This is a genomic window from Allobosea sp. GW821-FHT10B12 (genome assembly GCF_059415545.1).
In genome coordinates this window covers 198,272-213,136 of sequence record NZ_JBWKNL010000006.1, presented here as the reverse complement: position 1 = coordinate 213,136, position 14,865 = coordinate 198,272, and the positions used below count along the sequence as shown (strand labels likewise).

Here is a 14,865-nt window from a genome sequence, read left to right as displayed (position 1 = left end):
TAGTCAGTCGTCAGGACCGGACGGCCCGGCCGTTCTCGTCGAACAGGTGCAGATGCTGCTGCGGGAAGGCGAGCGCGACGCTTGAACCGCGCTGGTGCTCGCTCTGGCCGTCGAGTCGGAGCGTGATCTGCGGCAAGCCGGGCGAAGCGCCATAGAGATAGCTCTCTCCGCCAAGACGCTCGACCAGCTCGATCGTCAGCGGCACGCCGCCATCCTGCGCGGCCAGCGACAGGTGCTCCGGCCGGATGCCGAGCGTGACAGGCGCGCCCGCAGCGAGGGGCCCGGTCTGGCAGGCGACCTCATGCCCGGCCTCGCCGAGCGCGACCGCGCCCGGTCTCACCACCTTGCCCGGCAGGAGGTTCATGCGCGGCGAGCCGATGAAGCCGGCGACGAAGAGATTGTCGGGCCGATTGTAGAGCTCCAGCGGCGTGCCGATCTGCTCGATCTTCCCGCCCTGGAGCACGACGATGCGATGCGCCAGCGTCATCGCCTCGACCTGGTCGTGGGTGACGTAGATCATCGTGCCGCCGATCTCGGCGTGGAGCGCGGCGAGTTCCTTGCGGGTGGCGACGCGCAGCTCGGCATCGAGGTTCGAGAGCGGCTCGTCGAACAGGAAGATCTTGGGATCGCGCACGATGGCGCGGCCGATGGCGACGCGCTGGCGCTGGCCGCCCGAGAGCGCCTTGGGCTTGCGCTCGAGATAGTCGGTGAGGCGCAGCATGCCGGCGGCGCGCTTCACCCGCCTGTCGATCTCGTCGCGCTTGAAGCCCATATTCTCCAGCGCAAAGGCCATGTTCGCGTAGACGCTCATATGCGGGTAGAGCGCATAGGACTGGAACACCATGGCAAGCCCGCGCTCGGAGGCCGGCAGCCCGGTGACATCGGCGCCGTCGATCGCGATCGTGCCGCCGGTGATGCTCTCAAGCCCGGCGATCGAGCGCAGCAGCGTCGACTTTCCGCAGCCGGAGGGGCCGACGAAGACGACGAACTCGCCATCGGCAACGTCGAGGTCGATGCCGTGCAGCACCGTGGTCGCGCCATAGGCCTTGCGGACGCCCGAGAGGCTCAGTCCCGCCATTATTTCATTCCCGTATTGGCGATGCCGGTGGTGATGAAGCGCTGCAGGAAGACGAAGACGAGCGCGACCGGAAGCAGCGTCACCACCGTCATCGCGAGCAGGTAATGCCACTGCGTCTGCAATTCGCCCTGGAAGGCGTTGAGGCCGATCTGCAGCGTGTAGGCCTCGGTCTTGGTCAGTACTGCCAGCGGCCAGAGGAACTCGTTCCAGCGCCACATGATCGAGAAGATCGCGAGCACGGCCAGCGCCGGCATGGCGAGCGGCATGACGATGCGCCAGTAGATCTGCCACTCCGAGGCCTTGTCCATGCGTGCCGCCTCGATCAGATCGCGCGGCAAGGTGAGCATGTACTGGCGCAAGAGGAAGACGCCGGTCGGTGTCGCAGCGCCCGGCAGGATCACCGCCCAGAGCGAATTGACCAGTCCGAGCTCGGTGATGACGAGATAGACCGGCACGAGGATGATGGTGATCGGGATCATCAGCGTGCCGATCACCATCAGCATCACCGCCGTCTTGCCGCGGAACTCGTAGATCGAGAGCGCATAGGCCGCCATCGAGTTGATCACGAGCGTGATCAGCGTCGCGACCACGGTGACGAAGACCGAGTTCCAGAGGAAACGCATGAAGGCGAAGCGCTCCAGCGGCTCGGTATAGTTCTCGGTCGCGAGCTTGAATTCGCGCACGGGAGTGCGCTTGTCGATCGGCACCCGGATGATCTGGCCGGGATTGGCCGGATCGACCATCTGCGCCTGGATGCCGACGCGGCGGACCTGCGCCAGCACGCGCTTCGAGCCGTCCTCCATCGTCACCTCGAAGAGCGGCAGCGGCTGGGCCTGGCCCTCGATCCGGACCTCCTTCTGCGACATCGGCAGCAGCGAGGGCGGGAATTCGAGCAGGCCGGCCTGCGTCTTGAAAGAGGAGAGGCCGAGCCAGAGCACCGGCCCGAACATCAGCACGACGCCGAGCGCGAGATAGGCGTAAGCCGCGACATCGGTCCAGTGCCAGCGGCCGGGATTGCGGCGAGCCACCGCCATGCGCGCGAGCCTGTTCATGCCGCCCCCTTGCGGCGGCTCGCCGCGAGCTGGGCCAGCGTCAGGGCGAACAGCACGACGCCGAGCACGACGGAGGCCGCCGCTGCCAGGCCGAAATTCTGCACCTGATTGGCGAAGGCGGTCTCGTAGATGTAGTGCACCACCATCAGCGTCGCGGTGCCGGGGCCCCCACCGGTCAGCACGAAGACCTCGTCGAACGTCTGCACACCACGGATCAGCGCCAGCACGATCACCACGATCATGTTCGGCCAGAGCAGCGGCAGGGTGATGCGCCAGAACACGCGCCAGCGCGGCGTCGCATCCATCTCGGCGGCTTCATAGAGATCGGCCGGGATCGCCTGCAGCCCGGCGAGCAGGATCAGCGTGTAGAAGCCCATATGGGCCCAGATCGAGACGAAGACGATCCAGAACATCGCCCAGCTCGGATCGACCAGGAACAGGATGCGCTCGCCGCCGAGCGAGGTGATCGCGGCGTTGAGCAGGCCGTCGCGCTGCAGGATCCACTTCCAGGTCAGCGCCACCACCACCGGCGAGAGCAGCACCGGGAAGAAATAGACGGCGCGGAAGAAGCCACGCGCCTTGATCTTCATGTTCAGCACCACCGCCGTCAGCAGCGAGAACAGCACCATTGCCGTGACCTGGAAGACGGTGAAGCGCGCGGTATTGGAAACGCCGCGCCAGAAATGGTCCTCGCGGCAGGAAGAGGGGTCGAGGAAGGAGCCGCAATCGAAGAGATAGGCGTATTGCTGCGCCCCGACATAGGGCCGTTCGGACGGGAACAGCCCCGCCCCGCCCGTCACCGAGAAGACGAAGTTGATGATCAGCGGCAGGAAGACGAAGAGCGAGAAGAAAACGAGATTGGGCAGCAGGAAGACATAGGCCATCCGCCGCTCGCCGATCAGCCGCTGCAGCGCCTGCATCGGCCAGTCGATCAGCCGCATCAGGACCGCGAGCGGCGCAGCGAAGAGGCTCGCTGCGCCGGCGCGTTCCGCTTGCGCCGCCGGGATGGGAGCGTCGGAGGCCATCCGTCTTACTTCTTGCGCTCGGCGATCTGCTGGGCGATGTCCGACTCGATCCGCTTATAGGCCTCGTCGAGGCTGCCCTCACCCGAGATCGCCTGGCCGAGCCGGCTGATCACCGCGTTGAAGATGACGCGGTTGCTCGTATAGCCCTGCAATTGATAGGCGACAGGCGAGAGCTGCGCGACCTGGTCCGAGAAGACCTTGAGCGCGGCCTTGGCCGGCGCGCTCGCGCCCTGGTAGTCGAGCCCCTTGGCGGCGATGCCGAGATGGCCGGGCACGAACAGCGAGCGGGCATAGAACTCGCTCAGCACCGGCTCGCTGGCGAGATAGTCCATCACCTTGGCGACGGCCTCCGGGCTCTTCGTCGTCTTGATCGCGACGAGGCCGGCGCCGCCCGGCATGCCCGAGCAATTGCCGGCACCGCAGGGCGAGGGAACCGCGATCCAGTCGAAGGCATCGCCGACGGTCTTGTCGAACTGGGCGATCTGCCAGGAGCCCGACTGGTACAGCACGACCTGGGCGTTCTTGAACTCGTCATTGGCGCCGCGATAGGCGGTGCCAGAGACCGAGCCCCAGAGCTCCTTCTTCATCACGCCGTTCTGATGCCAGTCATAGACCAGCTTGGCGCCGCGCTTGAAACCGTCGTCGATGACAGCCGGCTCGCCCTTGGCGTCGAAGACCTTTGCGCCTTCCGAAACGGCGACCGAGAAGAAGCGGTGGCCCGAGCGGTCCATCGCCAGCGGGAACGGCGCCTGCACCTTGGCTGCGACGTCCTTGACCGCCTTGCCCCAATCTTCCCAGGTCGCCTTGGCGCCCGGCAGGGCAATGCCGGCCTGCTCGAACAGCGTCTTGTTGACGAAGGGGCCGGTGACAGTGAGCTGCGTCATGAAGCCGGTGATCGCCTTGGTGTCACCCTCGGGGCGCATCCAGGGCAGGAACGGCCCGAAATTCTTTTCCCAGTACGCGGCATTCTTGAGATGCGGGCGCAGGTCGAGCGCATAGCGCGCGATGCCGCCGAGGTCGACGACACGGGCGATGTCAGGGCCCTGGCCCGAGGCGAGCTGGACGGGAAGGTTCTCGGTGATGGCCTTGTAGGGCACCTGGTCGAGCACGACCTTGATGTCCTTGTTCTGGGCCTCGAAGCGCTTGAGCAGGTCGGTGATGACCTCGCCCTCATTGCCATCGGAATACCAGGCGATGCGGACCGTGGTCTGGGCTTGCGCGAAGCCGCCCATGACGAGGCCGGCCGTCAAGGCGAGCGCCGAAATCCAATGCTTGCTGTGCATGAGCGTTCCATCCCCGCTTGAACCGACGCCTCGATGAGCGCCTTGACAATCATTTAGGCAAACGTTTGCCTAGCTTGTCAATCCCGAAGTGAGCCGGCATCTCTTGGGTGCCGGTTCGCCAGGCGCAGAATCGGGGATGGAGCGCGATGAAGACCAGGGCCGCCAGGGCACATCACGGTTCGGTATCGCTCACCACGGTCGCGGAGGACACCGGCGTCTCGATCTCGACCGTCTCGCGCATCGTCAACGGCGAGAGCGGGCGGGCCTCGCCCGAGACGGTGGCACGTGTCGAGGAGGCGATCGCGCGATTGGGCTATCGGCCCAACCCGGTCGGCCGGGCGCTGCGCCAGCGCGCCAGCCGGGTCGTGGCGATGCTCTCGCCCAATCTCGACAATCCGGCCATGGCAGCGATCGCGGTCTCGACCGAGGCGGCGCTGCGGGCGGCCGGCTATGTCATGATCCTGTGCGACACGCATGACCGCGCTGAATTGCAGGACGACTACCTCCAGGCGATGCGTGAGCAGTTCGTAGCCGGCTATGTTATGGTCAGCGCCGTACGCAGCCGCGGGCTCGAGGAGACGCTGCGGCGCGGCGATCCCATGGTCTTCGTCGCCCGGCACAACCCGCTCGGCGGCGGGGCTTATGTCGGCATCGACAATCGCGCCGCCGGGGCCGATGCCGCCGACTTCATGCTGGCGCGTGGCATCGAGCGCCCGGCCGTGCTGATGGCGGCACAGAACGTGTCGAGCACGCAGGAGCGAGCATCGGGCTTCATCGACCGCCTCGTCGCACGCGGTGTCCCGGAAGATGCGATCCGTCGCGCCAGCGGGCCGGGACTGTCGCATATCGAGATCGGCTACGCCGCCGCTCGCGCGCTGGTGCAGGACGGTGGCTGGCCTGAAGGCGCCCTCTGCGTCAGCGACCTGATCGCCTATGGCGCCTATCGGCTCGCGGTCGAAAGCGATGTGCCGATCCCGCAGCGCTGCATGCTCATCGGGGTCGACGGCAATGCGCTCAACCACTGGATCGCGCCCTGGCTGACCTCGATCCGGATTCCCTATGAGAGCTTCGGCGGGCATGTCGTCAGTCAGCTGCAATCGCTCTGGAGCGGCGAGCCGACGACGGAGGTTCGCGTTCCGCATGAACCGCCAATGGTCGGGCTCGCACAGAAGGCAACGGCATGACCCTGCTCGACCACGAAACCCAGCCGCTTGAGCAATGGCGCGAGGGCGTGATGACGCTGATGCGGGTCTCGGCGCTGGTGCGCTCGGCCCAGCTCTGCATCTTCGAGCAGTTCTGCGATCCCGGCCTCGGCGCCCCCGTCCATCTCCACGCTGTCGAAGAGGTGCTGGAAGTAGTGGAGGGCAAGGCGGAGATCACGCTCCGCGGCGAGAGCCTGGTCCTGCGCGCCAATCAGTCTGTCGTGATCCCGGCCGGCGCCCGGCACGGCTTCCGCAATATCGGCAGCGGCATCCTCAAGGTCCGCGCCACGCTCGCCTCGCCGATCTTCGAAGCGAGCTATGACGACCGCGCCGAGCAGTCGCGGCGCTGGGTGCCCTGAGCAAAGGAAAGCGAAGATGCCGCTGACGATCGGGATGATCGCGCATGACCGCAAGAAGCCGGAGCTGGCGCAATGGGCGAGCGACCATGCCGAACTGATCGCGCCGCACCGCATCGTCGCCACCGCCACTACTGGCTCGGTGCTGAAGGAATCCATGCCCGATCTGCAGATCCGCCTGGTCAAAAGCGGCCCGCTCGGAGGTGACCAGCAGATCGGCGCGATGATCGCGCAGGGCGAGCTCGACGCGCTGTTCTTCTTCCCCGATCCGCTGCAGGCCCAGCCACACGATGTCGACGTCAAGGCGCTGCTGCGGCTGGTGCTGGTCTACGACATCCCGGCCGCCTTCAGCCCGCGCACGGCGACCGCACTGGCGCAGTCGGGGCTGCTGAAGGGCTAAGGCAAACCCTTGGCCGCAAAGCCGTGCTACAAAAACCTCGCCCTGCCGGAACGAGGAATGGCCGATGAGCGGATCGCATCATGTCGTGGTGATCGGCGGTGGTTTCGCCGGGCTCGAGACCGTGCATCGCCTGGCCGGAGCCGACATTCGCGTCACCATCGTCGACCGCCGCAATCATCACCTGTTCCAGCCTCTGCTCTACCAGGTGGCCACTGCCTCGCTCGCGACCTCCGAGATCGCCTGGCCGATCCGGCATCTGTTCCGGCGCCGCGGCGACGTGACGACACTGCTCGCCGAGGTCACCGGCGTTGACACCACCAGGCGTGAAGTCGCTCTCTCGACCGGCGAGACGCTGCATTACGACACGCTCGTCATCGCCACCGGCGCAACCCATGCCTATTTCGGCCATGACGACTGGGAACCCCATGCGCCGGGCCTGAAGACCCTCGAAGACGCGACCACCGTTCGCCGCCGTATCCTGCTCGCCTTCGAGCGTGCCGAGGCGGAAGCCGATCCCGAGCGCCAATCGGCGTTGTTGACCTTCGTCGTCATCGGCGCCGGCCCGACCGGCGTCGAGCTCGCCGGCACGATCGCCGAGCTGGCTCGCGCCACCCTGCCCCAGGACTTCCGTCGGATCGACACCCGCGCGACCCAGGTCGTGCTGGTCGAGGCCGGCCCGCGCATCCTGCCGAGCTTCGACGAGGAACTGGCGGCCTATGCGCATAAGGAACTGCAGCGCATCGGCGTCGATATCCGCACCGGCGCACCCGTCACCGCCTGCGGCCCGGACGGCGTCATGATCGGCGAGGAGCGACTGCCGGCGGCGACGATGATCTGGGCCGCCGGCGTGCGCGCCTCGCCCGCCAGCGCTTGGCTCGATGCCCCCATGGACCGCGCCGGGCGCGTCGAGGTCGAGGCCGATCTGACCGTGCCCGGACGACCAGAGATCTTCGCGATCGGCGACACGGCCATGGTCAAGGACCATGACGGCAAGCCAGTGCCCGGCATCGCGCCTGCCGCCAAGCAACAGGGCCGCCATGTCGCGGCGACGATCCAGCGCCGGCTCGCCGGCGACAAGGCGCCGCGCCCCTTCGCCTACAGTCACGCCGGCAGCCTCGCCACAGTCGGCAAGCGCGTCGCCATCATCGATTTCGGCCGGGTGAAGCTCAAGGGCTGGCTGGCGTGGTGGCTCTGGGGCCTAGCGCACATCTATTTCCTGATCGGCGTGCGCAACCGACTCAGCGTCGCGCTGAGCTGGCTCTGGATCCACGCGCGCGACCAGCGCAGCGCAAGGCTGATCACCCAGCGCGATGTGAAGCAGCCTGGCGGTGGGAGCTGACAGGCGTCATGCTCGGGCTTGACCCGAGCATCTCAGGCCGGAAGAGGTTCTGGTCGCGGTCATCTCCTCCAGAGATTCTCGGGTCTGCGCTTCGCTTCGCCCGAGAATGACGGCCTCACTCAACGCCCCGTCAGATAGCGCGCCAGCCCCGCCGTCGAGGCGTCATGCGTCTCGGCCGGTGCCTTGCCCTCGATCACCGGCAGCAACGCCGTCGCCAACTCCTTGCCGAGCTCGACGCCCCACTGGTCGAAGGCGTTGATATCGAACACCGCCGCCTCGACGAAGACGCGATGCTCGTAGAGCGCGATGAGCCGCCCGAGCGTGAACGGGTCGAGCTTGCGATAGGCGATGGTCACGCTCGGCCGGTTGCCGGGGAAGACCTTGTGCGGCGCGAGCTGCTCGACCGCTTCCGCCGACAGCCCCTGCTTCGCCAGTTGCGCCTTCGCCTCCTCCAGCGTGCGGCCCTTCATCATCGCCTCGCTCTGGGCGAGGCAATTGGCGAGCAGCAGACGGTGCTGATGGGCTAGCTCCGGCTCGTGCCCTTCGGCCGCGACCAGGAACTCGCAAGGAATGATGTCGCTGCCCTGGTGCAGCAGCTGGAAGAAGGCGTGCTGACCATTGGTGCCGGGCTCGCCCCAGACCAGCGGGCCGGTCGGCCGCGTCACCGCACCACCCGCCTTGTGCACGCGCTTGCCGTTCGACTCCATGTCGAGCTGCTGCAGATAGGCCGGCAGGCGCGCCAGCCGCTGATCGTAGGGCAGGACGGCGCGAGCCGGATAGCCGCAGCTCTCGCGATGCCAGAGCCCGATCAGGCCGAACAGCACCGGCAGGTTCCTGTCGAGCGGCGCGTTTCGGAAATGCTCGTCCATCGCATGCGCGCCGGCGAGGAAACTTCGGAAATTCCCGGGACCGATCGCGATCATCACCGGCAGGCCGATCGCCGACCAGACCGAGTAGCGGCCGCCGACCCAGTCCCAGAAGCCGAAGATGCGGTCCGGCGCGATACCGAAGGCGGCGACCTTGTCGAGCGCGGTCGAGACCGCGGCGAAGTGCTTGGCCACCGCCTCTTCGCCGAGCGCGCCGGCGATCCAGCGTCGCGCCGTCGCGGCATTGGTCATGGTCTCGATCGTGGTAAAGGTCTTCGACGCCACGATCACCAGCGTCCGGGCCGGATCGAGCTTCGCCAAGGTATCGGCGATATGGGCGCCATCGATATTGGAGACGTAATGCAGGCGCGGCCCGTCATGATAGGGCGCGAGCGCCAGCGTCGCCATCACGGGCCCCAGATCGGAGCCACCGATGCCGATATTGACGACATCGCTGAAACGCCCACCATCGGCCGCCGCGATCGAACCACTTCGGATGCCGTCAGCGAAGGCCGCCATCCGCTCCAGCACCGCGTTCACTTCCGGCATGACATCGACGCCGTCGATCTTGACCGGCCGGCCGGACTGGTTGCGCAGCGCCGTATGGAGCACAGCGCGCCCTTCCGTCGTGTTGATCGGCTCGCCCGCGAACATTGCATCGCGCTTGGCTTCGACATCAGCCGCCTTGGCCAGTGCCAGTAGCAGCGCCATGGTCTCGGCGCTCACCGCGGTCTTGGAATAGTCGAGCAGCAGATCGTCGAGCCGGGCCGAGAAGGTCGAGAAGCGCTGCGGGTCGGCGGCGAAGAGCTCGCGCAGATGCTGCGAGACGGTTCGGGTGCGATGCGCGGAAAGATCCGCCCAGGCCTTCTCCAGCACGATCATTCTCCGTGGCGATTGCGATCGGCCGCCATAGCGGCAAGCCGAGGTAGCATATCGACAGCGGCGAGGTCACGGCAGCGAGCGGACGGGGCTGCCATGCAAAGAGATTACCCCGGTGGTCATAAGCCGCCGCGGTAGGAGAAACGGGAGGGGCGGCCCAGCCGCCCCTCCCGAACGCTTCAGCGCGGAATGCGCCGACGCGGCTTGGCCGAACCCGTCTCGGGATATTCCCGCTCGTAGAAGGCGACGCCGCTATCCTCGAGGAACAGTGGGGCGCCGACCATCGAGCCGTCGGCGCGCAGCATCTTGAACATCGTATGCGGCGCCCACATCGCAGCGGCATGCCTGCCGGGCGTCTTGAGCTTGAGCTTCACCGTGTTCTGCTGGAAGTTCGTGACTGAGGTCGAGGTCGAATAGCCGAACTTGTACGACAAGGTGCCCTTCACCTTGGAGCCCGCACCACCGAAGCTGACGCCGGTCTCGTAGCTGATGCTGATGCCCACCTCGTGGTTGAAGGTCTCCGTCGACGACTTGGTCACGCCGACGGTGATCTCCCGCTCCAGCTCATGCGGTTCCGCCTGCTGGTTATTGTCATAGAGTTCGAGCTGGAAATTGTCCCAGCGCTCCAGGAAGTAGAATGGCGAGTTGGCGATCTTCCAGGCGAGGTCGTAGTGGTCATCCGTCACGCCTGTGAACGGCACGGTGATCCGCCGCTCCCGCATCCAGTCGCTCTCGGGAGCCGGACGATCGTAGCTGTCGAGCCGCGGAACTGGCGGAGTGTCGCCGCGCTCGGTCGGCGGCTCCAGGCGCAGCACCTTGACGACCGGTGAAGGCCGATCGTGGCTGGCGACCCCGTAGAAGCAATTGGCCCCGATCAGGATTGTGGTGTTGTCGTGGTAGTAGGTGATCGGATCAATCCGCCAGGCACTGAAATCCGTGTCGGACCCCGTCCCGCTATCGTCCCACAACCAGTCTCCCAGCAGCGCCTCGCCGACCAGATCGGACCGCACGCACCAGATATCCTCCAAGGACGGCGGGTTGTAGTCGCTGGTGAAGACATGCCCCAGCCCTTCATATCCGGCTGGCGCAATTGCCGCCCAGCATGCGCCGTCTCTGTCGGCGCCTGAGCCCTGATCGGTCCAGATGCGGTTGTAGCCCGTCGGCGAACGAACGGCATCGGACCCTTCGACCGTCGCCTTGACACAGAGGGCCCATTGCCGGCCAGCCGGGTTGTCATAATTGTTGACGCCGATGCAGCCGAGAGGTCGGAACCCGCTCGGCGCATTGGGATACCAGAAAGCTCCGTCGTGATCCCCGCCGCTACCCCCGTCGTCCCAGCGAAGGCTGAACTGATCGACGAAGACAAGCGTCAGGTCCCCAAAGGCGACCTGGGTGGTGGTGGTCAGCTGCGATTTCTGCAGACGATTGGACATCGAGACCGCTCCCCTATGCGTGCCGAAACAGCACACACAACCTATAGTTGTGCTAGGTAGCAGAAGTCACGCTGCAGTATGTGAACGGTGGTTCACAGATATCGATGTGAACGGGGAGCAGCTTTCATATCCGCTGCCGCAGGGAGATCGGCACCGCGACGGCCGACCGTGATGGACGCAGCGATTGCAGCGTAGTTCAGCACTTCACCCAATGCCGCTTGATCAAGTGCGGCGACGCCTTCGATACTCAGCCGATCGGTCTGCGAAAGGCGCGCGAGCAGTGCCGCATGGAAGCTGTCACCGGCACCCACCGTGTCGCGTACATCGACAACCCTGGCCGGTAATTCAACCTGCCCGGCAGCGCAAAACCCGAGCGCACCTTCCGCGCCGCGCGTGACCACCACCAGCTTGGCACCAAGCCCGAGCCAATAGGCCGCCGCCTCCTGCAACGACAACTGCCCGCCCCAGGCGATGCGGATATCCTCGTCGCTCGCCTTGACGATGGTCGCGGTGCGGTAGAAGCGCTCGGCTGCACGCGCCCACAGCGCCATGTCCGGCACGACAGACGGTCGCAGGTTTGGATCGACGCTGATCACCCGCCCGCCGTGTTCGCGCTCGGCGAGAAGCGCGAGCGTCGCGCCGGTCGGCTCGACCGCCATGCTGTAGGAGCCGAAGGTCAGCGCTCGCACCTCCGGCGGCAATGTAGCCGGCAGATCGCGCAGCAGCAGGAAGCGGTCGGCCGCGCCTTCGCCATGAAAACCATAGCCCGGCTGCCCTTCCGCTCCCGTCGCGACGGCCGAGATCGTCGAAAGCCGATCGCTGCGGGCGATGAACCGGGTATCGACGCCCTCCTGCTTCAGTCGATCCGCCAGCATCGCGCCGATGCCGTCACGCGAGATCGCGCCGAGGAAGGCGGCGGGCACGCCGAGCCGCGCCAGGCCGATCGCGACATTGAAGGGCGAGCCGCCGGCAACCGCGCGGCCGAGCATCTGCGCGCCCTCGGGCGGATCGAGGAAGAGATCGACCAGCGCCTCGCCACAGACCAGGATCATGCCACCGAACTCAAGCTGCGCGAGGGATGGCGCAGGGCCGTATCGAACGGATTGAGCATTGCGCCCAGCGTCGCGGCTTCGGCCTTGAGGATGGCGACGACGCCGGGCAGGCGCTCGGGCCGCAAGCGGTCAGCCAGCGTGCCGACGCTGAGCGCCGCGACGGCGCGCCCCTGCGCATCGAAGACCGGCACGCCGAGCCCCGCCATGCCCGGGATCAGCCCGGTGTTGAGATTGACCCAGCCCTGCGCCCGCGCCTTCTCCAGTTCGACCCGCAGCGCCGCCTCGTCGAGGAAGCCGCGATCGAGCAGGCGCGGCACGTTGAACCGGATCACCGCCTCGCGCTCGGCCTCGGGCAGGTGGGCGAGGATGGCGAGACTCCCCTGCCCGAGCCCGAGCGGCACCTTGCCGCCGATATCGCCGGTGAAGGAGCGGATCGGGAACGGCCCCTCGATCCGGTCGAGGCAGACCGCGTCATAGCCGTTGCGCACCAGCAGGAAGATCGTGTCGGTCAGCGTCGCCGAGAGGCGCAGCAGCACCGGCTTGGCGAGGTCGCGCAGGCCGTCGGCATGGCCGGCGCGCGCCGCCAGCACGAAGAAGTCGAGCGCCAGCCGGTAGCGCTTGCCGATCTGCTCGACGAAGCCCTCGGCCACGAGGTCCTGCAGAGCGCGATGCGCCGTCGGCTGGCTGCAGCCGGCCTGCTCGGCGAGATCCTTCAGGCGGACGCCGCCCGCCTCCGCCGCGCCGACGAGGCGCAGAAGGCCGAGCGCGCGGCGCAGGCTGGACTGAGGCTCGGTAGAATCGATCATCCGCTCACGATAATCCGGTAAAGCTGCTTCGACAATAAATTTCATATAACGGAATTACTAATATTAAAATTCTTTCATATGGAATTACTGATTGACGAAATTCCACTCCTTCGGCTTCTGACAAGCATAAGGGCATGAAGACCCCGATGAGCGGGCGGGGCGAGCCAAGCGGGAGAGGTCATGGGCTTCCTGACGCTGGAGAAGCTGAGCAAGGTCTACGGCGACTTTGCCGCCGCGCGCGACATCGACCTCAGCGTCGCCAAGGGCGAGTTCGTCTCGCTGCTAGGCCCATCCGGCTGCGGCAAGACCACGACCCTGCAGATGATCGCCGGACTGGTCGAGCCGACCACCGGCACGATCACACTCGATGGCCGCGACATCACCCGCGAGAAGCCGAACAAGCGCGGTCTCGGCATCGTCTTCCAGAGCTATGCGCTCTTCCCGCACATGACGGTCGCGCAGAACGTCGCCTTCGGACTGGAGATGCGAAAGGTCGCCAAAGCCGAACGCGACGAGCGCGTCGCAACTATGCTCGGCCTCGTCCATCTCGGCGGCTTTTCCGAGCGCTATCCGCGCCAGCTCTCCGGCGGCCAGCGCCAGCGCGTCGCCATCGCCCGCGCCCTCGTGATCCAGCCGCCAGTGCTGCTGCTCGACGAGCCGCTCTCCAATCTCGACGCCAAACTGCGCGAAGAGATGCAGTTCGAACTGCGCCGCATCCAGCAGCGCGTCGGCACCACCACGATCATGGTCACGCACGACCAGGCCGAGGCGCTCTCGATCAGCGACCGCGTCGTCGTGATGGAGCAGGGCCGGATGACGCAGGTCGACGCGCCCTACAAGCTCTACGAGAACCCCGCAACGCCCTTCATCTCCTCCTTCGTCGGCAAGATGAACCGGCTAGAAGGCGTCTGGCGCAAGGGCGCGGCGGAGATCGCCGGTCTTGCCCTGCCGGCGGAAGCCAGCGGGCTAGCCGAAGGCGCAGCCATCGCCCTGTCGATCCGCCCTGAGAAGATCGCGCTCGCGGCCCCCGGCCAGGGCCGCCTCGACGGCACCATCGCTAATCGGTTCTTCCTTGGCGGCAGCTGGCTATTCACGGTCGAGACCGCGGCCGGCGCGATCCTGGTCTCGGCCCCGAACGATGGCGATGAGCCAGCACGCGAGGGTGAGATGGTCGCGCTCGACTGGTCTCCTGCCAGCCTGCGCATCGAACCGCTTTCGCAGGGAGCGGCGGCATGAGCGTCGGGCGCTCCGCGGCGACACCGTTCTGGCTCGCCGGGCCGGGCGCGCTAATCTTCATCGGGCTGATCATCCTGCCGCTCGTGCTGACGGTGATCCTCTCCTTCCACGTCTACGACCACACGACCGGCATCAAGAATGAGTTCACCCTGGCCCATTACGCCGCGGTATTCTCAGACGACTACTATCTCGGCATCTTCTGGCGCACGCTGCGACTCGCCGGCCTCACCACATTGATCTGCGCCGTCATCGGCGCGCCGGAGGCCTATATCCTGTCGCGGATGCGCGATCCCTGGCGCTCGGTCTTCCTCCTGGTGATCATCGGGCCGCTCTTGGTCTCGGTCGTCGTCCGCGCCTTCGGCTGGAGCATGCTGCTCGGCTCGACCGGACTGGTGAACCAGGCTTTGCAGGCCCTCGGTTTCGGCAGCGCCCGCCTGCTCTACACCGAGACCGCGATCGTGATCGCGCTCGTCCACGTCATGCTGCCCTTCATGGTGATCCCGGTCTGGACCGCGCTGCAGAAGCTCGACCCGATGGTCGAGGCCGCCGCCTGGAGCCTCGGCGCCTCGCATTTCACCGCGTTGCGCCGCGTGGTGCTGCCGCAGGTCTCGCTCGGCATGCTTTCTGGCAGCCTGATCGTCTTCGGCCTCTCGGCTTCGGCCTTCGCCATTCCCGGCCTGCTCGGCGGGCGCCGGCTCAAGATGGCGGCGACGCTGGTCTATGACGAATACATGCACGAGCTGAACTGGCCGCTCGGCGCGACGATCGCGATCATCGTCCTCGCCGCCAATCTCGTGATCATGCTGGCCTATAACCGCGTCATCGAGACGCGCGCCCGCAAGGCCCTAGGGTGAGCCC

The 14,865-nt window shown here is 66.5% G+C and carries 14 protein-coding genes; 6 read left to right on the top strand and 8 right to left on the bottom strand.

Annotated elements, in window-relative coordinates; translation table 11 throughout:
- Nucleotides 1-10 precede the first annotated feature (10 nt).
- The 4 genes from AC07O0_RS21130 to AC07O0_RS21115 are packed head-to-tail and all read right to left on the bottom strand — an operon-like array spanning nt 11 to nt 4,438.
- Nucleotides 11-1,078, bottom strand: coding sequence for an ABC transporter ATP-binding protein (locus tag AC07O0_RS21130; RefSeq protein ID WP_494625649.1), 1,068 nt, complete (start codon nt 1,076-1,078; stop codon nt 11-13).
- Nucleotides 1,078-2,130 (bottom strand): carbohydrate ABC transporter permease, encoded by a 1,053-nt coding sequence (locus AC07O0_RS21125; RefSeq protein ID WP_494625648.1) that lies wholly within the window; start codon nt 2,128-2,130, stop codon nt 1,078-1,080. The genes AC07O0_RS21130 and AC07O0_RS21125 overlap by 1 nt, the downstream gene beginning before the upstream one ends.
- On the bottom strand, nt 2,127-3,155 hold the full coding sequence (locus tag AC07O0_RS21120; protein WP_494625647.1) for a carbohydrate ABC transporter permease: 1,029 nt from the start codon (nt 3,153-3,155) through the stop codon (nt 2,127-2,129). Before AC07O0_RS21120 ends, AC07O0_RS21125 begins: the two co-directional genes overlap by 4 nt.
- A gap of 5 nt (nt 3,156-3,160) precedes the next feature.
- A complete protein-coding gene (locus AC07O0_RS21115; RefSeq protein WP_494625646.1) occupies nt 3,161-4,438 on the bottom strand; it encodes an ABC transporter substrate-binding protein in 1,278 nt (425 codons plus the stop codon).
- A gap of 146 nt (nt 4,439-4,584) precedes the next feature.
- Between AC07O0_RS21115 and AC07O0_RS21110 the strand changes: the two genes are divergently transcribed.
- The 4 genes from AC07O0_RS21110 (at nt 4,585) to AC07O0_RS21095 (ending at nt 7,735) form a co-directional block, all read left to right on the top strand.
- Nucleotides 4,585-5,622, top strand: a complete 1,038-nt coding sequence (locus AC07O0_RS21110; RefSeq protein ID WP_494625645.1) for a LacI family DNA-binding transcriptional regulator — start codon at nt 4,585-4,587, stop codon at nt 5,620-5,622.
- Nucleotides 5,619-5,999, top strand: a complete 381-nt coding sequence (locus tag AC07O0_RS21105; RefSeq protein WP_494625644.1) for a cupin domain-containing protein — start codon at nt 5,619-5,621, stop codon at nt 5,997-5,999. Before AC07O0_RS21110 ends, AC07O0_RS21105 begins: the two co-directional genes overlap by 4 nt.
- A gap of 16 nt (nt 6,000-6,015) precedes the next feature.
- Nucleotides 6,016-6,396, top strand: coding sequence for a methylglyoxal synthase (locus AC07O0_RS21100; protein WP_494625643.1), 381 nt, complete (start codon nt 6,016-6,018; stop codon nt 6,394-6,396).
- Nucleotides 6,397-6,460: 64 nt separating this feature from the next.
- A complete protein-coding gene (locus AC07O0_RS21095; RefSeq protein ID WP_494625642.1) occupies nt 6,461-7,735 on the top strand; it encodes an NAD(P)/FAD-dependent oxidoreductase in 1,275 nt (424 codons plus the stop codon).
- Between the two features lie 119 nt (nt 7,736-7,854).
- Here the strand turns inward: AC07O0_RS21095 and pgi are convergent, their stop codons facing one another.
- The 4 genes from pgi to AC07O0_RS21075 all read right to left on the bottom strand — a co-directional run bounded on the left by pgi (nt 7,855) and on the right by AC07O0_RS21075 (nt 12,771).
- The gene (gene pgi / locus AC07O0_RS21090) at nt 7,855-9,477 is read right to left on the bottom strand and encodes a glucose-6-phosphate isomerase (protein ID WP_494625641.1); all 1,623 of its coding nucleotides are present in this window, start codon (nt 9,475-9,477) and stop codon (nt 7,855-7,857) included.
- A 182-nt stretch (nt 9,478-9,659) separates the two neighbouring features.
- Nucleotides 9,660-10,913, bottom strand: a complete 1,254-nt coding sequence (locus tag AC07O0_RS21085) for a Vps62-related protein (RefSeq protein ID WP_494625640.1) — start codon at nt 10,911-10,913, stop codon at nt 9,660-9,662.
- 92 nt (nt 10,914-11,005) lie between these two features.
- On the bottom strand, nt 11,006-11,965 hold the full coding sequence (locus AC07O0_RS21080) for a carbohydrate kinase family protein (RefSeq protein ID WP_494625639.1): 960 nt from the start codon (nt 11,963-11,965) through the stop codon (nt 11,006-11,008).
- Nucleotides 11,962-12,771 carry an IclR family transcriptional regulator gene (locus AC07O0_RS21075; RefSeq protein ID WP_494625638.1) on the bottom strand — a complete coding sequence of 270 codons (810 nt, stop codon included), beginning with the start codon at nt 12,769-12,771 and terminating at the stop codon, nt 11,962-11,964. Before AC07O0_RS21075 ends, AC07O0_RS21080 begins: the two co-directional genes overlap by 4 nt.
- A gap of 180 nt (nt 12,772-12,951) precedes the next feature.
- On the opposite strand from AC07O0_RS21075, the gene AC07O0_RS21070 reads away from it, so the two are divergent.
- Both AC07O0_RS21070 and AC07O0_RS21065 read left to right on the top strand, forming a co-directional pair.
- On the top strand, nt 12,952-14,007 hold the full coding sequence (locus tag AC07O0_RS21070; RefSeq protein ID WP_494625637.1) for an ABC transporter ATP-binding protein: 1,056 nt from the start codon (nt 12,952-12,954) through the stop codon (nt 14,005-14,007).
- Nucleotides 14,004-14,861 (top strand): ABC transporter permease, encoded by an 858-nt coding sequence (locus AC07O0_RS21065; protein ID WP_494625636.1) that lies wholly within the window; start codon nt 14,004-14,006, stop codon nt 14,859-14,861. Before AC07O0_RS21070 ends, AC07O0_RS21065 begins: the two co-directional genes overlap by 4 nt.
- The last annotated feature ends 4 nt before the right edge of the window (nt 14,862-14,865 follow it).